Genomic DNA, 16,239 nt, shown 5'->3' with positions numbered 1-16,239 from the left:
TCGATTGATCCAGGGTCGCCCCATTCTGGCCCGTCCGATAGGAGACTCCCATGGTCACGAGCCGCCGAAACCTGGCCCCCAACAAGGCGCGGGCACGTCGCGAGGGTGCGATCACGCGCCCCGCGAGTGCCGCCCGACGCCGCAAACCCACAGACGACCCCGTCACCGCCGAGATCATCCGCGGGGCCATGGAGACCGTCGCGTTCGAGATGGCGACGCACGTCTCACTCACCGCCACGACGCCGATCCTAAATCAGTCCAACGAGCGGAACGCGACCATCCTGGACGCACGCGGCTGCCTCGCCGCCCTCTCGGTCGGCATCCCGCAGTTCATGCTCTCGAGCACGCTGCCGGTGAAGTTCGCGCTCGACTTCTTCGGGCGCGAAGAGTTGTACGAGGGCGACGTCATTTTGAGCAACGACCCCTACCACGGGGGCGGCCACCTGCCGGACTACAACATCTACGCCCCCGTCTTCCACGAGGGCGAGATGGTATTGATCGCGTCGATCCAGTGCCACCACGCCGACACCGGAGGCGGCGCGCCCGGAGGCTATAACGTCGACGCGACCGACATCTGGGCAGAGGGCGTGCGCTTCCCCGCGATCAAGGTCTACGAGCGCGGCGAAGAGCGCAAAGACATCACCTACATGCTCCAGATCAACAACCGGACACCCACGTTCCTGGGCGATCTTCGCGCACAGGTCGGTGCCGCCCAACTCGGCGCACGGCGTCTGAAGGACGTGTGCGCACGCTACGGAAGCGAGACCGTCCGCGGCGCCGTCGACTACATGGTCGAGTACGCGAAGCGACGCTTCAAGAGCGAGGTCGCGAGTTGGCCCGACGGAGTCTACGAGTCCGATACCTGGGTCGACCACGACCCGAAGGGCAACAAGGACATCCACGTCCACTGCAAGATCACGATCAAGGGATCGTCGATCACCGTCGACTTCACGGGCTCCGACGATCGCCCCGAGATTCAAGCGTACTCCACCTTCGGCAACACCCGCGGCTACGTGGTCGCGCAGATCGCGGCGATGATGCCGTCGGACATCCCGAAGAACGAGGGCTTCTTCGATTCAATCGACCTGATCGTGCCCGAAGGATGTTGCCTCAACCCACCCGAAGGCCGGTCCGTGGCGGCCGGCACGCATCATCCGGGGACGGAAGTCGGCGAAGCCATCGCCAAGGCGCTGGCCGTCGTCGTGCCGGGCCGGTGTGCCCCGCAGGTGTACAAGATGGGTATGCCCACGGTGATCTTCGGCGAGAACCCGCGGACCGGAAAGACCTTCATCGATCACTCCGTCGACACCTTCGCGGCATACTGCGCTGCCGTTCAGGGCCAGGACGGCTGGGGCGCGATGAACGTAAGCTTTGGCAACCTCATTCGCGCGACGGCCGAGATCAACGAGTCGATCTTCCCCGTCCGCCAGCTCTGGCGGGACTACGAGACCGACAGCGGCGGCGCGGGCGAGTTTCGCGGTGGCTGCGGCAGCCTCTACCGCAAGCAAGTCCTCACCCCCTCGACCGTCTACACCTATGTCGTCGGCAAGAAGTACCCGATGCCCGGCATCTCGGGCGGCGACGACGGAGCTCCGAATCGGCTTCTGACCCGCGTCGGCAGTGACCACGTCTCCGAGGTCGGCGATCTCTCCGAACGCGTCCAGCACGAAGCCGGTGAGTGCTACGAGTACTACTACGGCGGAGGCGGCGGTTGGGGCAACCCTCTCGACCGGCCCCCCGAGAGGGTTCTCGACGACGTCCTCGACGAGTACGTGTCGGTGAAGGCGGCGAAGGCGAGCTACGGTGTCGTGCTCAAGGGGAAGCTCGACGACTTCTCGCTCGAGATCGATTCGAACGCCACGACGCGGCTTCGCAAGAAAATGCGAACGACCCGAAAGGCCTCCTGAGACTCATGGCGCTCCGTAAAATCTCCAGCAAGAAGGCCAGCCCTAAGGGCGGGTACCGCATCGGCATCGACGTCGGCGGCACCTTCACCGACCTCGTCCTCGTTCGCCCGGATCGCAGCATCCACCTCGACAAGACCGCGACGACCCTACACGACCAGAGCCAAGGCGTTCTGAACGGCCTGACGCGTCTAGCCAAGAGCGAGGACCTCTCGCTTTCGGAGCTCCTTGGAAAGACCGAGCGCATCGTCCACGGGACTACGACCGCGGACAACACGATGATCCAGATGAACGGCGCCGTGACCGGACTCATCACGAGCGACGGTCACCGCGACGAGATCGAATTGCGGCGCGGCTACAAAGAGGACATCTGGGACCCCTCGGCCCCGCCCCCGCCGGCGATCGCCCCGCGCCGCCGCCGCGTCGGCGTGCCCGAACGCCTCGACTTCGAAGGCAAGGTCATCGTCAAACTCGACGAGAAGGCCGTCCGGGAGGCCATGCGGCGCCTGCGACTCCAGAAGGTCGAGTCGCTCGCCGTCGTGTTCTTGTTCTCCTACATCGATCCAACGCACGAGCGTCGGGTGCGCGAGATCGCGAAAAAGGAACTCCCGGGGGTCGACGTCTCCCTCTCCTGCGAGGTGATGCCCCGCGCTCCCGAGTTCGAACGCACGTCGACCACGTTGGTCAACGCCTTCGTCGGACCGAAGATCAAAAAGTACCTCGGCAAGCTCGAGCAGAACCTCCGCGAGAACGGGTACGCGAAGGACCTACTGCTGATCCAGTCGAACGGCGGCTTGATGACCGCGGCCTATGTCGCGGACAAAGCCGTGACCGTGCTCGGCTCGGGACCGGCGGGCGGCGTGATCGGCGCGTGCAAGGTCGCGTCCGACGCGAAGGTCGACGATTTCATCTCCGTCGACATGGGCGGTACGAGCTACGACGTCTGCCTCGTGCGCGGAGGCCAACCCGAGGTCTCGTCGTCGTGGAACTGGCATCATCGTTATTTGATCGGACTGCCGATGGTCGACGTCCGATCCGTCGGCGCGGGCGGTGGCTCGATCGCGAGCGTCGTCGAAGGAGCGCTGCACGTCGGGCCGCAGAGCGCCGGCGCTCAGCCCGGACCGATCTGTTACGGCCGGGGCGGCACGCAACCGACGGTGACGGACGCCAACCTCGCCCTCGGCTATCTCGACCCGGCCTATTTCTACGGCGGCGAACTCGAACTCGATCTCGACAGCGTGACGAAGGCCATCGACAAGCAGATCCGTCGTCCGCTCGGCCTCGCCACCATCGAAGACGCGGCGTTCGGCATCTTCCGAATGGTGAACGCCAGCATGGCCAACGCCATTCGCCGCGTCTCGGCGCTGCGCGGCGTCGACCCGCGCGACCTGCCGCTGGTCGCCTTCGGCGGCAACGGAGCCGTTCACGCCGGCATGCAGGCCGCGGAGCTCGGCATCAAGTCGGTCATCATCCCAAAGAGCGCGCCTACGTTCTCGGCGCTCGGCCTTCTGATGACCGATCCCACCGTCTACGAATTACGGTCGTACATCACGCCCGCCGGCGACATCGATCTCAGCCGAGTAACGAAGCTCTACGCAGATATGTCGAAGGCCGCGACGAAGTCACTCGCGCGGGCCGGCTTCAAGGCGAAGGAGATTCAGTACCAACGAATCGCCTACCTCTGTTACCCGGGCCAGACGTTCGACATGCCCCTGCCCCTGACCGGAGGCGGCGCCTTCACGCGACATAGCCGCGACGGAATGATCGAAGCGTTCCACCGCGCCCACGAGGAACTCCACACGTACGCGTCCCGCGACCAGACGCCGATCCTTCGCGCGGTCGGCCTCCAAGCGACGGCGATCACCCTCAAACCCGAGATGCCGCACATCCGCCCGTCTTCCCGACCCGTGTCGACGGCGCAGAAGGGGCGACGGCGGGCGTACTTCGACGGCAAGTGGCACCAGACCCCGGTCTACGACGGGAGCAAATTGCGGGCTCGCCAGACCGTCACCGGCCCCGCGATCATCGAGGAGCCGCTCACCACGGTGGTGATCTACCCCAACCAGAAGGCCCGACTCGACACGCTGGGGAACTACCACCTCACAGTCGGGTAGCACCCTACGACGCGAGGTCCACGTCTAGACCTGGTGGAACGTGCCGTACTGCGTGATGACTTCCAGGAGCCCGTGGGCCATCTCGTCGTCGAGATTCTTCACCGTCTGGTAGGCGTCGAAGGCCTTCTCCTGATGGCCCATCTTCGCGTGCACGATGGCAACGGCCGCATGGGCCCAGGCCGAATCCGGCTCCAGCCGGGCCGCCTCCTCGTAGGAGGTGAGGGCCTCGCCGAACTGCCGGACCGACTGATACGCGAGTCCCAGCTTGAAGTGCCGAACCGCGTTCGACGGATCGATCTCAATCGACTGCTGGTACTCGAAGATCGCCTCGGGGATCAGGCCCGCGCGGGCGTAGAGATCACCCATGTGCGAGCGCCCCTCGGCCGTTTCGATCCCATCAGTCGGAAGGGGATCGATCGGGCTCGCGAACTGGGTGCCCGCATCCACGTCGCTGGGCTCCGCGCCGACCTCTTTCACTTCGAGATCCGTCGCTGGACTCGCCCAGATCACGCCCACCGCGGCAGCCAGGCCTTCGGGTTCCGTGGGGTCCACACCCGGACCCGCGGGGGTACAGCTTGCGAGATAGAGGGCCAGAGCTCCGATCACGATCCGCATACTCTAGGGATCGGCAGCTCGGAACCTCGGGATGAGCCCAGAGTTCGCCCCTGTCGACCCAATCGCACGCGAGTATGCAGGCGCTATAGAGAGCGCTCAGCGCAACTCGGTGAGAATGCGCTGCGTCGCCGGGCTTCGGTTGATCGTGTAGAAGTGAACGCCGGGCGCTCCGCGCGAAAGTAGGTCGCGACACTGGGCAACTGCGTGGTCGACGCTCACCTGGAGCACCTTCTCGCTGTCTCCGTCGGCGCTCTCGAGTGCCGCGAGCAGGTCCGGCGGGATCGTCGCGCCGCACATCGCCGTAATCCGCTTCGCCTGGCCGACATCCGTGATCGGCATGATCCCCGGCACAATCGGCACGGTGATGCCCTGCGCACGAGCGCCCTCCACGAACGCGAAGTAGTCCGGGTTCGAGAAGAAGAGCTGGGTGATGAGAAAGTCGGCCCCCGCCTTCACCTTGGTCACCAGGTGCCTGAGGTCCGTCTCGGCGTCCGGCGCATCCGGGTGCGTCTCCGGGTACGCCGCCCCTCCGATGCAGAACGAGCCGCGCGCCTTGATCATCGCAGCCAGATCCGAGGCGTAGCCGAAGCCGCCTTCTACCGCGGCAAACTGCTCGCCCTTCGGAGGATCCCCCCGCAGCGCGAGGACGTTCTCGATTCCGGCCCCTGCGAGCTGGTCCAGAACCCCCTCGAGCTCGGCACTCGTGTGCCCGGTACAACTCAGGTGGGCCATCGCCTCGACGCCCAGCCCGTTCTTGATCTTTTCGACGAGCTCGATCACCTGGCCGCGATTCGAACCCATGGCACCGTAGGTCACCGAGACGAATGACGGATCGAGCGCCTTGAGCTCCTCGATGGTTCGCAGCAAATTCTCGCTGCCCTTCTCCGTCTTCGGCGGGAAGAATTCGAAGGAGAAGACGGGGCCCCCGGCTTTAAGAATCTGATCGATTCGCACCCGACCAGCATAGGGAACCAGCTCGCCCGCGCGCAATCTACACCCCACGCTGGTGGAAGTCTCCCCCAGGATCGACGATAAGACCCGACATGCAGCGGGGATTCATCGTCGGGATTGCCCTGGGGGCCTCCGTGGCCCTCGGCCTGGGACTGGGCCTCTCCCTCGTCCCCACCACGCCGACCTGGGCCCTGTGGCGGCTCACCCTGGCGCTCGACCGCGGCGACGTAGGCGAGCTCACGCATATGGTGGACGTCCCAGCGATCACCTTCCGGGCCGTCCACGACCTCCAGAACGACCCCAAGGGGAGCGATCAAGACGTCGACCTGGGCCGCCTCGCGCTGGCCTTCCTGTCCGGCGAACGCGTGCGGACCGTCTTCGACGACCCCGACCACCCGCTCGAGGTCACGGCGTCGGACTTCCTCGAGGCCTGGTGGAGCATGCGAAGGGACGACGACAAAGCCACGATCACGCTCCAGGCCGGCGACCGAAGGATCGACCTGATCCTCGAACAGCGCAACGATCTCGCCTGGAAGGTCGTGGGCGTGAGCCCCATCGGCGCGCTGCTGCGAATCGAGGAACGCGGCGATCGGGTCTGAGTCTCGAGCGTCGAACCGTCGACGCTCCATGGCCGCAACGCGTCACCGGGGTTGCGAGTCTGATCCCACAAGCGCGACCTCGCCTCCTCTCGGGAGGCCTACTTCGCCGAGCGCGCGGTTTACACTGCGAACCTCTCCGCGCTGAACGGCTTGCGGCAATCACCGGGAGTCACGATCACGGTGATGCCGGCCGGAACATCGTTCACCCCCGCCTCCACGCATGCGAGCGGAACACAGACGTACGATTGGGACTCCCAGAACGGTGGACCGCAAAACGCTCCGTAGGACCCACCTCGGGCCAAGCTCCTAGGCCTTCGCCTTCGGCATCAGTTCCCAGTAGTCGAGATCGAGCACGACGCGCGCATTGTAGCGCTCCTTGCCCTTGTCGTCGGTGACCCGGCGTTCGAAATCCGGCTCGTCCGCAGGGTTTCCGTCTTTGACCCCCACCAGACGAAGGCGCAGAGCCCCTACGGAGCCACCCAGATCGTGGGTCTCGAGGACATCCGTGTACGCGTAGAGCGTGGTGCCCGCGTACGTCGGATTCGCGTGCGCACCGCTGTTCATCGCGACGATGCCCGAGCGATTCTCCAGGCCGTTGAACGCGATCGCGTAGGAGGTCGCGAGCGGAAAGCCACCGTACACGAGGGGTTTCCCGTCGGTGAGAAGGTGATCGAAGTGGACCTTCGCGGTGTTCTGCCACAGGCGGGTGTACGTCATGTGATCCGCGTTGTTCACGGTCATCCCGTCGAAGTGATAGATGCGCTCGCCGACGTCGTAGTCCTCGAAGAAGAACTTCCCGCCGGTCTGATCGGTCGTGGTGAGCGCGCCACTCCACTGCGGGAGCTGTGCGACTTCAACCTGCTTGGGGAGCTCGGGAACGATCGGTACATCGAGATACGCCGTCGGCGTGTTCACGTCGCGCTTCCGGACCATGACCCAACGCGTGTATTGCAGCACGATCTCGTCGCGTTGGTTGCGCCCGGTCGTCTCGACGTACGCGATGCCGGTCTTGCCGTTGGAATTCTCCTTCAACCCGAGGATCTTGATGCGGGTGGAGATCTCATCGCCGTGAAAGACAGGGGTCTTCCACATCATCCCGGCGTAGCCCAGGTTCGCCGGCGAGTTGAGGGAAACGAGCCGCACGGTCTGACCGAGCACCACGTGAAAGACGATCACCGGGTTCACGCGCCCCTCGGCGTTGCAGAACCGCGGGCTGCGATCGTTGGTGGTCGCGATGTGCATGGCCGTCTCGGCCGACGTCACCACGCGCGGCGTGGCACAGACGAGCTCCTTGCCGATCTCGAAATCCTCGAAGAAGTTTCCGAGGCCTCCCTTCTCTTGACTCATTGCGATGGTTCTCCGTGATTGTGCCGGTCAGCTTCTTGGAAGACCGAGCAAACGCTGAGCGATGATGTTCCGTTGGACCTCGGCGGTTCCGCCGGCGATCGTAGAAGCGCGGGAAAACAACATGCGCTGCGCGAATCGGCCGGCGCCGCGCACATGGCGCGAGCCGCGTAGAAGGATGCCATGTGGACCCAGCGCATGCACGGACGCCGTTCCGATGGCCTGACTGAGGTCGGACCAGAATTGCTTGACGAGTGAGGTCTCGAGCCCGGGGGTGACGCCCCGCCCGACCTTGCTCAACATCTGGAGATTCATGAACCGCATGATCTCGGTCTCGATGTGCAGCCGTGCGAGCTCTTGGCGAAAGGTCGGGTCAGCCGCGGCGCCCGAAGCGGAAGCCTCGGCCAGGAGTTCGTCCAGCGCGATGCGGGCAAGCGTCTGCTCCTTGATGGCGTAGTTCGCGCCACGCTCGTGGGCGAGAGTCACCTGGGCGATCTGCCAACCCTCGTTCTCGGCCCCGATCAAGTTCTCGCGCGGCACCCGGACGCCCTCGAGGAAGACCTCGTTGAACTCGGACGCGCCGGTGAGCTGACGCAACGGCCGGATCTCGATCCCATCGGCCTCCATGTCCACGATCAGATACGAGATCCCGCGATGCTTCTTCGCGTTCGGATCGGTGCGAGCTAGCAGGATCGCCCACCGCGCCTGGACCGCATAGCTGGTCCAGACCTTCTGGCCGGTCACGACGTAATCGTCACCGTCGAGTTCGGCGCGCGTGCGCAGGGACGCGAGGTCCGATCCGGCATCCGGCTCCGAGTACAGCTGGCACCAGACTTCCTCGGCCGAGAGGATTCCCGGGAGATAGCGTTCCTTCTGCGTATCGGTGCCGAAGTGGATCAGCGTCGGCCCGACGTTGTTGATCCCCACGCGATTGACGAGCTGTGGCGCGCGCGCCCGTCCCATCTCCTCTGCGAAGATAGCCTGCTCCATCGGTGTGGCATCGCGACCGCCGAACGCCGCCGGCCAATGGATGCCAACCCAGCCACCGCGATGCATCGCGCGCTGGAACTCGCGCATGAACTCGAACTCCACCGCGAAGCCCTCGGGAGGCTCTTCGCCCGGGACCGTCTTCGCGAGGAACGCGCGCAACTCGGCCCGAAAGCGCTCCTCTTCCTGGGTGAAGGCGAAGTCCATCGCGGCTCCAGGGTGCGCCCGACCCTACTTCGTCGCGACCGGATTCACGGGGCTACCGGTTCCGCCGACAATCGGCTCCGGCGATGCGTGCAGCAGGAACTCGTAGACACCGTCCTTCGCGCAATCCTCGGCGAGATCGTCGAGGAACCAGTGCTGGCCCTGCATCATGCCCATCTCGACGAGGTGCAGAAGATGGACCGGAAGAAGAACAGCCTCGTCCTCGCCCGGCCAGACCTCGAACGAAAACGTGTCCGTCGCGACTGCGGCCGTATCGTGGTCACGAAACCACTTCACGGACTTGTACGAGAGACCCGGCGCCGGAAGACGGTAGGCGTCCTTGTCTCCGGCGAACAGATGCTCCTGCTGGCCCGTGCGCACGAGGATGATGTCTCCGGGCTGCGGGGTCAGCCCCGCCTTCGAGAGCGCCGCGTCGAGATCCTCCGGAACGATCGCGTAGCCCGCTTCCAGGCGGCGCACGCCTTTGACCGCAGCGATGTCCAGCAGCAGGCCGCGCGTGACGATCGTCTTGACCTTCTCGATGCCGCACTTCGTGGCGCCGGCCTCCGCGATCACTGTGGCGGCCGGGTATCCGTTGTAAATTCGCCCCTCGTAGCTCGCGTGGGCCAAGCCGTCCCAGTGCGTGGCCGATTGCGTACCCATCACGACGATGTCGTCGCTGAGACACGTCTTCTGCGGGTCACCCATGAAGGGGGTGTTGATGCCGATCATCGTGTGGATCGGGTTGATCCGATTCGGGATCCGGCCGGTCTGCGGGCCATCGTGATGCAACGGAAGCGACAAGGAGAAGGAACGTCCCATCTTCGCACAACCGAGCCCGCGGAGCGTCACGTCCGGGGTGATCAGATTCATCGTACCGATCTCGTCGTCGTCGCCCCACCGACCCCGATTCGAAACCTCTTTCGCCAATTCGTGAAACCACTCAGGAAGGGACATGCGACTCTCTCTCCAGCCGGCCCGGGCCGGTCCATCGCCGCACGTGCGGCACGTTGCCCGTAGGGAACACTAGGGCTCCCCCGACCGTCAAGGGTCGGGCTACCCCTCGGTGAGGTCGACCTGGCGCGCGAGAGCGACGAGATCGAAGTAGTCGGTCCACAGCGAGATCTTCCCGTCGCGGACCTCCACCGTCGCCATGGCCCTGAACTGTACGATCCGACCACCCGGCAGCCAAAGCCTGTCCTCGCGCTCGGAGAGGACGACGCCGTCGTCCTCTGCGATCCGCAACACCTCGGACTCGATCTGCTCGAAACGCGCCCGGAAGATCTCGACGGCACCGGAGATGGCCAGCGCGCCGGCCAGGGGGCGCTCCATCGAGTCGTGTCGATAGAGGAAGTCGGCGGCGAAGAACCCAGCGATTCCCTGCGGCGGCAAGCCGGGCCACTCCGCGCAGAAGCGACGAAAGAGATCGACCGCAGCGGACATCAGACGACCCCACTGCCCCGAAGAGCGTCGACTTCACCCGTCGTGAAGCCACCGAGTTCGGTCAGAACTTCGTCCGTGTGCTCGCCCAGGCCCGCGGCGCGGGTGTACTTCGGCTGGACACCCATCATCTTGATGGGATTTGCGACCTGGTCCAAACGCCCGAACACAGGGTGATAGATAGCAACGGTCATCTCCCGCGCCACCGCGTGCTCGTCGCGAAGCGCTTCTTCGACTCCGTACACGGGCCCACACGGCACCACGCCGCGAAGCACCGCGAGCCATTCGTCGGTCGTTCGCGTGAGAAACTCGGCGCCCAGAAGCGCCAGGAGAGCCTCACGATTCTCGAATCGCGCAGAGAAGCCCAGAAAACGGTCATCGGCGAGAATCTCGGGCCGTTCCAGCACACGGCAGAGCCGCTCCCAGAACTTCTCCTTCATGCACATCACCACGAGGTGCCCGTCGGCGGTCTCGAAATTCTGCGCGGGCACGACGCTCTGGTGGGCCGAGGCTTCGGTGCGCTGCGGCTCGTGACCCCGGGAGAGGCTCCACGAGGCCAGGTAATTCAGCATCGAGATCGCCGTGTCATACAGGCTGACGTCGATCTCCGCGCCGACGCCGGTGGCCTCCGCGCGACGCAGGCCGATCATCAAGGCGAGAACCGAAACGAGTCCGGCCGAAAAATCGACGACGGAAACCCCGGATCGGGTCGGCGGCCCGCCCGGCTCGCCCGTGAGCGCCATGAAGCCGGTGTAGGCCTGGATCAGGAAATCGTAGCCCGGCTCATTCGCCCGTGGTCCCGTTTGTCCGAACCCCGATAGCGAACAGCAAACCACGGCGGGATGAATGTCGCGCAACGCCTCGTATGTCAGACCGAGCCGCGCAGGCTCGCCACCTCGGACGTTGTTGTAGACCGCAGCACACTTCGGGACGAGGCGACGGAGGACCTCCTGCCCACGAGGCTGACGAAGATCCACGGTGATGCCCCGACAACCGCGATTGAGCGCCTGGTAGTAAAGGGAGTCGCCGCCTTCGGCGAACGGCGGCACGTGACGCGCCTCGTCCCCACGGCCGGGAGGCTCGAGTTTGATGACGTCGGCGCCGAGATCCGAAAGAATGCTGAGCGCCCACGGGCCCGCGCCGAGCTGACTCACGGCGAGGATGCGAACACCGGCAAGAGGAAGAGTCTGGGTCATGCGCCGTTACCGGGAATTCGCTCAGCGGCACCGCGGAGTCCTTGCACGATCTCGCGCGCCGGCGGCAACGGGCGGCCTTCGAACTGCGCGATCGTCGCGCTGACCTGCTTCGTCCCGAGCAGAGGCTCCGCGTTCGCACGGAACTTCATCCCGACTTCCTCCCAGGACAGCGGAGCGCCGGGGCCACCGCGGTTGTCGTCCTGGTCGACCTCGAAGGTGCGGCCGTCCGTCAGGTCGAGACGTAAGCGACCCGGGAAGCGTGCCGGGAATCCCTCACGCTCCTCGGGCACGACCCGAACGCGCTCCGCGAGTGCAATCAGCCGCTCGTCGCGAATCGTCTCTGGATCGTACTCGTCCAGGGTCACGCGCCCGCGCGCGAACATCAGGGCTACCGAGAACGGCAGGCTGAATTGCGCGTCGTACGGGGTCTGCGGGCGTAGTTTGGTCTCTCGAGGCTCGCACACGACCGGAATCGTGAGCGGCACGACCCCACACTCGACCGAGGCGATCTTCGCGAGCAACTCGTCGTCCGCCTCGGCTCCCGCCGCGACGCCGAGTTCTCCCCGTAGCGATGCCGCGGCGTCGAGAAACGCGTGCACGAAGTGGCAGCACGGATACGGCTTGAGAGCGATCTCGAGCATCTCCCAATCCAGGCCGAGTCCTCGCCCGATTCGCTGCGGGTCGGCGGCGTCTCCGAACAGGGTTGGAAGCAGCCCGAACCGACCATCGAGCCCCCCGGCGGGCCCGGACAACCCGGCTCGACCCAGCCGGGCGGCCATGACGCCTCCGTGCGCGGCCCAACCGCCGTGCAATCGCTTGGCCGAGGTCCCATCGGTCAGGAACTCCAGGAGGCCTCCGGCCATGCTCGCCGCCAGCCCGAGAGACGACACGACCTGCACGAGCGACGACCGGTACAGCATTCCGGCGGCGAGTGTCGCCCCGAAGACGCCGGCGATCGGTGTCGCGTGGAAGCCGCGGTCGTGAAACTCGCCCTCGGCCGCGAGCCCTATCCGAACCGCGACTTCCAATCCGACGGCGATCGCGCGGGTGACCGCTTCCCCGCTCGCATTGACCTCCTCCCCGACCGCCAGGGCTGCCGGAGTCACTGTCGCGCTGGGATGAACAATCGACCGCAGGTGCGTGTCGTCGAAATCGACGCCGTGCGCGAGGGTCCCGTTCAACAACGCAGCATTCGGCGCGGCGAGCGGCTCGGCCAACCCGAGGCCAATCGCTTCGGCCGGCCCGCCGAGACCACGAGCGACCGTCCGAACGGACGACGCGAACTCCTGCCGCGACGCGGCGAGCTGCACCCCGAGTAGATCGAGGACATGGGTCGCGACCTTCTCGGTCACCGCGGGAGGTACGCCGCCCGCGGATACCTCCGCAGCGAACTGAGCAAGTGCAGCTGAGATCGGAGCAGTCATCGGTGGAGGGGGAACCGGTGAAGACTACCAGAAATCCGCACCACCACGAGTCCTCCGCCGACTAGGCGATTTTCTGAGAAGGTTCGAGCCGGCTGTCGTCCGTCAACTCGCTCGTGCGCAGGAAGCCGAGCCTCCTCGACAGCTCCGCCGAGGCGCGTCGTACAAGCGGTACGTGTGCCGCAGTGGCGGCAGGACCGGCAGCACAGGCGATACCGATGGCACCAACCAGACGCCCGGTCCGGTCAAAGACACCACCGGCGACGAACGTCACACCGTCAATCAGATCTCCGTGGTCCACGAGGACTTCGGGAACGTGATCGATGAGCTTCGGGCTCCCCTCAGCGTCCGCGGACGGTGCCGCGGCGGCGAATAGGCGCCCGAGGGCTCCGCCCCGGCCCGGGTACCGCCTGCCCGTCTCGATGACGGATGCCTCGCGCGACCCGGCCAGGCGCGTCACGAAGACGACGTCACCATCGGCCGGAGTGGCGAGCCACGCGGTTTCCCGAGCCTGCTCGCCGAGGCGTTGCAGGACGACCTGCGCCTCGGCCACGAGAGGCCGATTCCGTGCCGCGCGCATCCCCAACTCGAAGAGGCGGAGCGAGAGTCGGACCTTGCGGCCTCCCTCCGTTCGCTCCAATAAACCGAGCTGCGTCAACGTCGAGACGAAGCGACTTGCGGTGCTCTTGTTCAGACCTACGCGGCGAGCGAGGTCCATCACTCCGAGCTCCGGAGTATCTTCACTGAACGCGGAGAGCACGCGGCTCGCCTTTTCGAGTGAAGCGTTGCGATTTGTCGTCGTGTGCAGTTTCATGTCAGGGATGATCTCGAGTGCTACGTTGACCCCTCGGTTGTTCCCCACCGAAGGTAGGTCAGTGGTTCAAGTGCAGTCAACGCCGAATTCCCGGGAAATTACACAATGCCGAATGGCCGGCATACGGGCACTCGCGCTCGCCATGGCTATTGCTGGGTTTACACCGGCGGCCGTCGCCGCACCGGATTCCCGAGCGTCTTCCGAGGCCTCGGCCGGAACGACAGCGGAACCCACTCCCGAAGAAAAAGACTTGACGCCCGACGAAATCGCCGGACGGCGAGAACTCGAACGAGCGTCTCAATTTCTCGACGCGGGCGAAATAGCCTCGGACCAAGCCGAGCAAACGCGCAACTACGAGCTGGCCGCAGAGGCCGCCTCGCGCGCGGTCGAATTGATTCCGGACAACGCGGATGCGCACTTCGTGCTGTTCGGAGCGAAGGGCCGGATCGCCCAGGCGGGCGGCCTGGCGCGCGCGGCACTCTCGCTGTCGTCGCTCAACGCGGAACTCGACGAAGTACTCCGGCTCAACCCCAATCATCCGGACGCCCTCGCGGCACGCGGCGGCATGCTCATGAAGCTCCCACGCCTGATGGGCGGGAATACGACCGAGGGCGTCCGCCACCTCGAGCGCGCCGTCGAGATCAACCCAAACGGCGCCGGAACCCGTCTCGAGCTGGCCGAGGCCTACAAGATCGTCAACCGGGACGCCGATGCCCTCCGGGCCGGGCGCGAAGCGCTTGTCATTGCCGAGAAGAAGGGCGAGCCCGAGAAGGTGGCGCGAGCGCGCACCTTCGTGACGGAACTCGAGAAATCGTGCAACGGCTGCGCCATCGCCGCCACAACCAAGTAGCGTGGCCGCTCCACACGGACCGGCCACGCGCGGAGGGAAAGCAATGGTCGAGAAGATCGTCGAACTGGCGGGACAGTCTACGAGTTCAATCGAAGATGCGGTCGAAATCGCCATCTCACGCGCCTCGGTCACGATCGCGGGGATTCGCGAAGCGACCGTGATCCAAACCACCGCGCAGGTCGAGAACGGAAAGATCTGCGGATGGAGGGTCACCGTGAAGGTGCGGTTCGCGATTCAAGACCAGGTTCACGAGTGAGCGACGCAGTCTCCCCCGAAGGCGCGAAGGTTCGCAGCGTCGCGCCCGGGGTTCTCGAGGTCTTCCTGCCGCTGCCGTCGAAGCCCTCCATCATCAACGTCTTCCTCATCGAGTGTGGCTCGGGCGAATGGGCGCTTGTCGACACGGGGGTCGCCCTGGAAGACAGTCGCGTCGCCTTCGCGGGCGCACTCGCAAGCCAGGGGATCGAGCCCGAAGCGGTCACCACGCTGCTCGGCACACACCACCACCCCGATCATTTCGGCGCGTCGGCCGCCTTCCGATCGGACGGCGGGAAGACCGTTTACCTCCACCCCCTCGAGGTCGAGCGGATGGAGTACGCGCTGAACGCTCCCATGCAGGACATGCTGGTCCACGGCCGGCGGCACGGCATGCCGATCCCCGCGGACGTCAAAGGCGCCCCAAAGCCAGCCGAGGTGTGGGCCGGCACGTTCCAGCCCACCCAGACCGTCGATCATCTCCTGGAGGACGGGGACGTCCTCGAAATCGGTCGACGGCGGCTCCAGGTGGTCTGGACGCCCGGGCACACCCCCGGACATTGTTGTTTTCTGGACCTCGACGATCGCACCCTCTTCGTCGGGGATCACCTGCTTCCGAAGATCACGCCCCACGTGGGTGTTTTCGCGACCGGCCCCCGCAACCCGCTGGGGGATTTCCTGGCCTCCCAGGAAAAAGTCGCAGCCCTCGATGCCGCCCTCGTCTGCCCCGCCCATGGTCCCGCCTACTCCACCCACCGCCACCGCGCGCAGCAGATCATCGCCCACCACGAACACCGCCTGCGCGAGATGGTCGACGTCATCCGCGCGAAGCCCAGTACCGCCTTCGAAACCGCCTCCCAGGTCTTCGCCTGGGTCTTCAAGGACCCCGACGCCCGCATGCAAAAGGGCGCCGCGTTCATCGAGACTCTGGCCCACCTGGAACTTCTGCACGTCCGTGGAGACGCCTCGCGCGAGGAGCGCGAAGGAGTCGTCTACTTCCACGCCGACCCCTGATCATGCGGGCCCAGGCGACGCGCTGCGTCGCCTGGAATCGAAAAAATGGCCGACGGGGGCCGGCAGGGGAGAGGAGGAACCCTACCGGCCACGTCCGCCGGCCTTGGAAGGCCCGCCATTGAAGCGGCCAGATACAGTCGCGGCGATAGGAGGGGGTGGCGTTCGCCCATCCAAAACCGGAGTTACCGTACCCAGCGTTATCGACGAGTCATCCATCTCTAATATTCGGTCTTCGCCGATCTTATTCAACCACTCCTTTTGCCTCGAGCACGATCAGCTTGCCGGCATCGTCGATTTCCGCCTCCGCGGGCATGCCTCGACGCAGAGAAAAGACGGAAACCGCCCGCCCGCCGCTGGTAATCAGGGAATCCGGGCCCAGGAGGATCCGCTCCCCATTGACCTCGACGGCGTCCTCGGACACGTAGGTCACCACTCCGTTGCGCTGAATGTCGGCGAAGGACGCAGACCCTGCGGCGAGCACCATCGCGAGACTTCCAGCTACCCCTAGGATCCAACGCATGATTCTCTCCCCGA

General features: G+C 65.5%; 16 protein-coding genes. 6 read left to right on the top strand and 10 right to left on the bottom strand.

What is annotated here, in order from left to right; translation table 11 throughout:
- The first annotated feature begins 50 nt into the window (after positions 1 to 50).
- The gene (locus tag P8R42_03510) at positions 51 to 1,907 is read left to right on the top strand and encodes a hydantoinase B/oxoprolinase family protein (protein MDG2303717.1); all 1,857 of its coding nucleotides are present in this window, start codon (positions 51 to 53) and stop codon (positions 1,905 to 1,907) included.
- Positions 1,908 to 1,912: 5 nt separating this feature from the next.
- Positions 1,913 to 4,018 carry a hydantoinase/oxoprolinase family protein gene (locus P8R42_03505; GenBank protein MDG2303716.1) on the top strand — a complete coding sequence of 702 codons (2,106 nt, stop codon included), beginning with the start codon at positions 1,913 to 1,915 and terminating at the stop codon, positions 4,016 to 4,018.
- A 24-nt stretch (positions 4,019 to 4,042) separates the two neighbouring features.
- Here the strand turns inward: P8R42_03505 and P8R42_03500 are convergent, their stop codons facing one another.
- Both P8R42_03500 and metF read right to left on the bottom strand, forming a co-directional pair.
- On the bottom strand, positions 4,043 to 4,633 hold the full coding sequence (locus tag P8R42_03500; GenBank protein MDG2303715.1) for a tetratricopeptide repeat protein: 591 nt from the start codon (positions 4,631 to 4,633) through the stop codon (positions 4,043 to 4,045).
- Positions 4,634 to 4,729: 96 nt separating this feature from the next.
- Complete coding sequence (gene metF, locus P8R42_03495) at positions 4,730 to 5,587, bottom strand: methylenetetrahydrofolate reductase [NAD(P)H] (GenBank protein ID MDG2303714.1); 858 nt, start codon at positions 5,585 to 5,587, stop codon at positions 4,730 to 4,732.
- An 89-nt stretch (positions 5,588 to 5,676) separates the two neighbouring features.
- On the opposite strand from metF, the gene P8R42_03490 reads away from it, so the two are divergent.
- A complete protein-coding gene (locus P8R42_03490) occupies positions 5,677 to 6,183 on the top strand; it encodes a hypothetical protein (GenBank protein ID MDG2303713.1) in 507 nt (168 codons plus the stop codon).
- 306 nt (positions 6,184 to 6,489) lie between these two features.
- Here P8R42_03490 and P8R42_03485 read toward each other — a convergent pair whose 3' ends face one another.
- The 7 genes from P8R42_03485 to P8R42_03455 form a co-directional block, all read right to left on the bottom strand.
- The gene (locus P8R42_03485) at positions 6,490 to 7,530 is read right to left on the bottom strand and encodes a MaoC family dehydratase (GenBank protein MDG2303712.1); all 1,041 of its coding nucleotides are present in this window, start codon (positions 7,528 to 7,530) and stop codon (positions 6,490 to 6,492) included.
- A gap of 27 nt (positions 7,531 to 7,557) precedes the next feature.
- A complete protein-coding gene (locus tag P8R42_03480; protein MDG2303711.1) occupies positions 7,558 to 8,721 on the bottom strand; it encodes an acyl-CoA dehydrogenase family protein in 1,164 nt (387 codons plus the stop codon).
- A 24-nt stretch (positions 8,722 to 8,745) separates the two neighbouring features.
- Positions 8,746 to 9,675, bottom strand: coding sequence for a cyclase family protein (locus tag P8R42_03475; protein ID MDG2303710.1), 930 nt, complete (start codon positions 9,673 to 9,675; stop codon positions 8,746 to 8,748).
- Positions 9,676 to 9,774: 99 nt separating this feature from the next.
- Positions 9,775 to 10,161, bottom strand: a complete 387-nt coding sequence (locus P8R42_03470; GenBank protein ID MDG2303709.1) for a limonene-1,2-epoxide hydrolase family protein — start codon at positions 10,159 to 10,161, stop codon at positions 9,775 to 9,777.
- On the bottom strand, positions 10,161 to 11,354 hold the full coding sequence (locus tag P8R42_03465) for a CoA transferase (GenBank protein ID MDG2303708.1): 1,194 nt from the start codon (positions 11,352 to 11,354) through the stop codon (positions 10,161 to 10,163). Before P8R42_03465 ends, P8R42_03470 begins: the two co-directional genes overlap by 1 nt.
- Positions 11,351 to 12,778: an MmgE/PrpD family protein gene (locus P8R42_03460; GenBank protein MDG2303707.1), complete on the bottom strand. Its 1,428-nt coding sequence runs from the start codon at positions 12,776 to 12,778 to the stop codon at positions 11,351 to 11,353. Before P8R42_03460 ends, P8R42_03465 begins: the two co-directional genes overlap by 4 nt.
- 61 nt (positions 12,779 to 12,839) lie before the next feature.
- Positions 12,840 to 13,589, bottom strand: coding sequence for a helix-turn-helix domain-containing protein (locus P8R42_03455; GenBank protein MDG2303706.1), 750 nt, complete (start codon positions 13,587 to 13,589; stop codon positions 12,840 to 12,842).
- Between the two features lie 250 nt (positions 13,590 to 13,839).
- Here P8R42_03455 and P8R42_03450 point away from each other — a divergent pair, with 250 nt between their 5' ends.
- From P8R42_03450 to P8R42_03440, 3 genes are read left to right on the top strand one after another with little or no spacing between them, the layout of a single operon-like run.
- Complete coding sequence (locus P8R42_03450) at positions 13,840 to 14,439, top strand: hypothetical protein (protein MDG2303705.1); 600 nt, start codon at positions 13,840 to 13,842, stop codon at positions 14,437 to 14,439.
- 43 nt (positions 14,440 to 14,482) lie between these two features.
- Entirely contained in the window at positions 14,483 to 14,695 is a 213-nt protein-coding gene (locus tag P8R42_03445; GenBank protein MDG2303704.1) for a dodecin family protein, read from the top strand.
- Entirely contained in the window at positions 14,692 to 15,705 is a 1,014-nt protein-coding gene (locus P8R42_03440; protein MDG2303703.1) for an MBL fold metallo-hydrolase, read from the top strand. Before P8R42_03445 ends, P8R42_03440 begins: the two co-directional genes overlap by 4 nt.
- 241 nt (positions 15,706 to 15,946) lie before the next feature.
- Here the strand turns inward: P8R42_03440 and P8R42_03435 are convergent, their stop codons facing one another.
- On the bottom strand, positions 15,947 to 16,189 hold the full coding sequence (locus P8R42_03435; GenBank protein MDG2303702.1) for a hypothetical protein: 243 nt from the start codon (positions 16,187 to 16,189) through the stop codon (positions 15,947 to 15,949).
- Positions 16,190 to 16,239: the final 50 nt, after the last annotated feature.

It is taken from the genome of Candidatus Binatia bacterium (assembly GCA_029243485.1).
Taxonomy (GTDB): domain Bacteria; phylum Desulfobacterota; class Binatia; order UBA12015; family UBA12015; genus VGTG01.
This window is presented reverse-complemented; position numbering and strand designations above follow the sequence as displayed.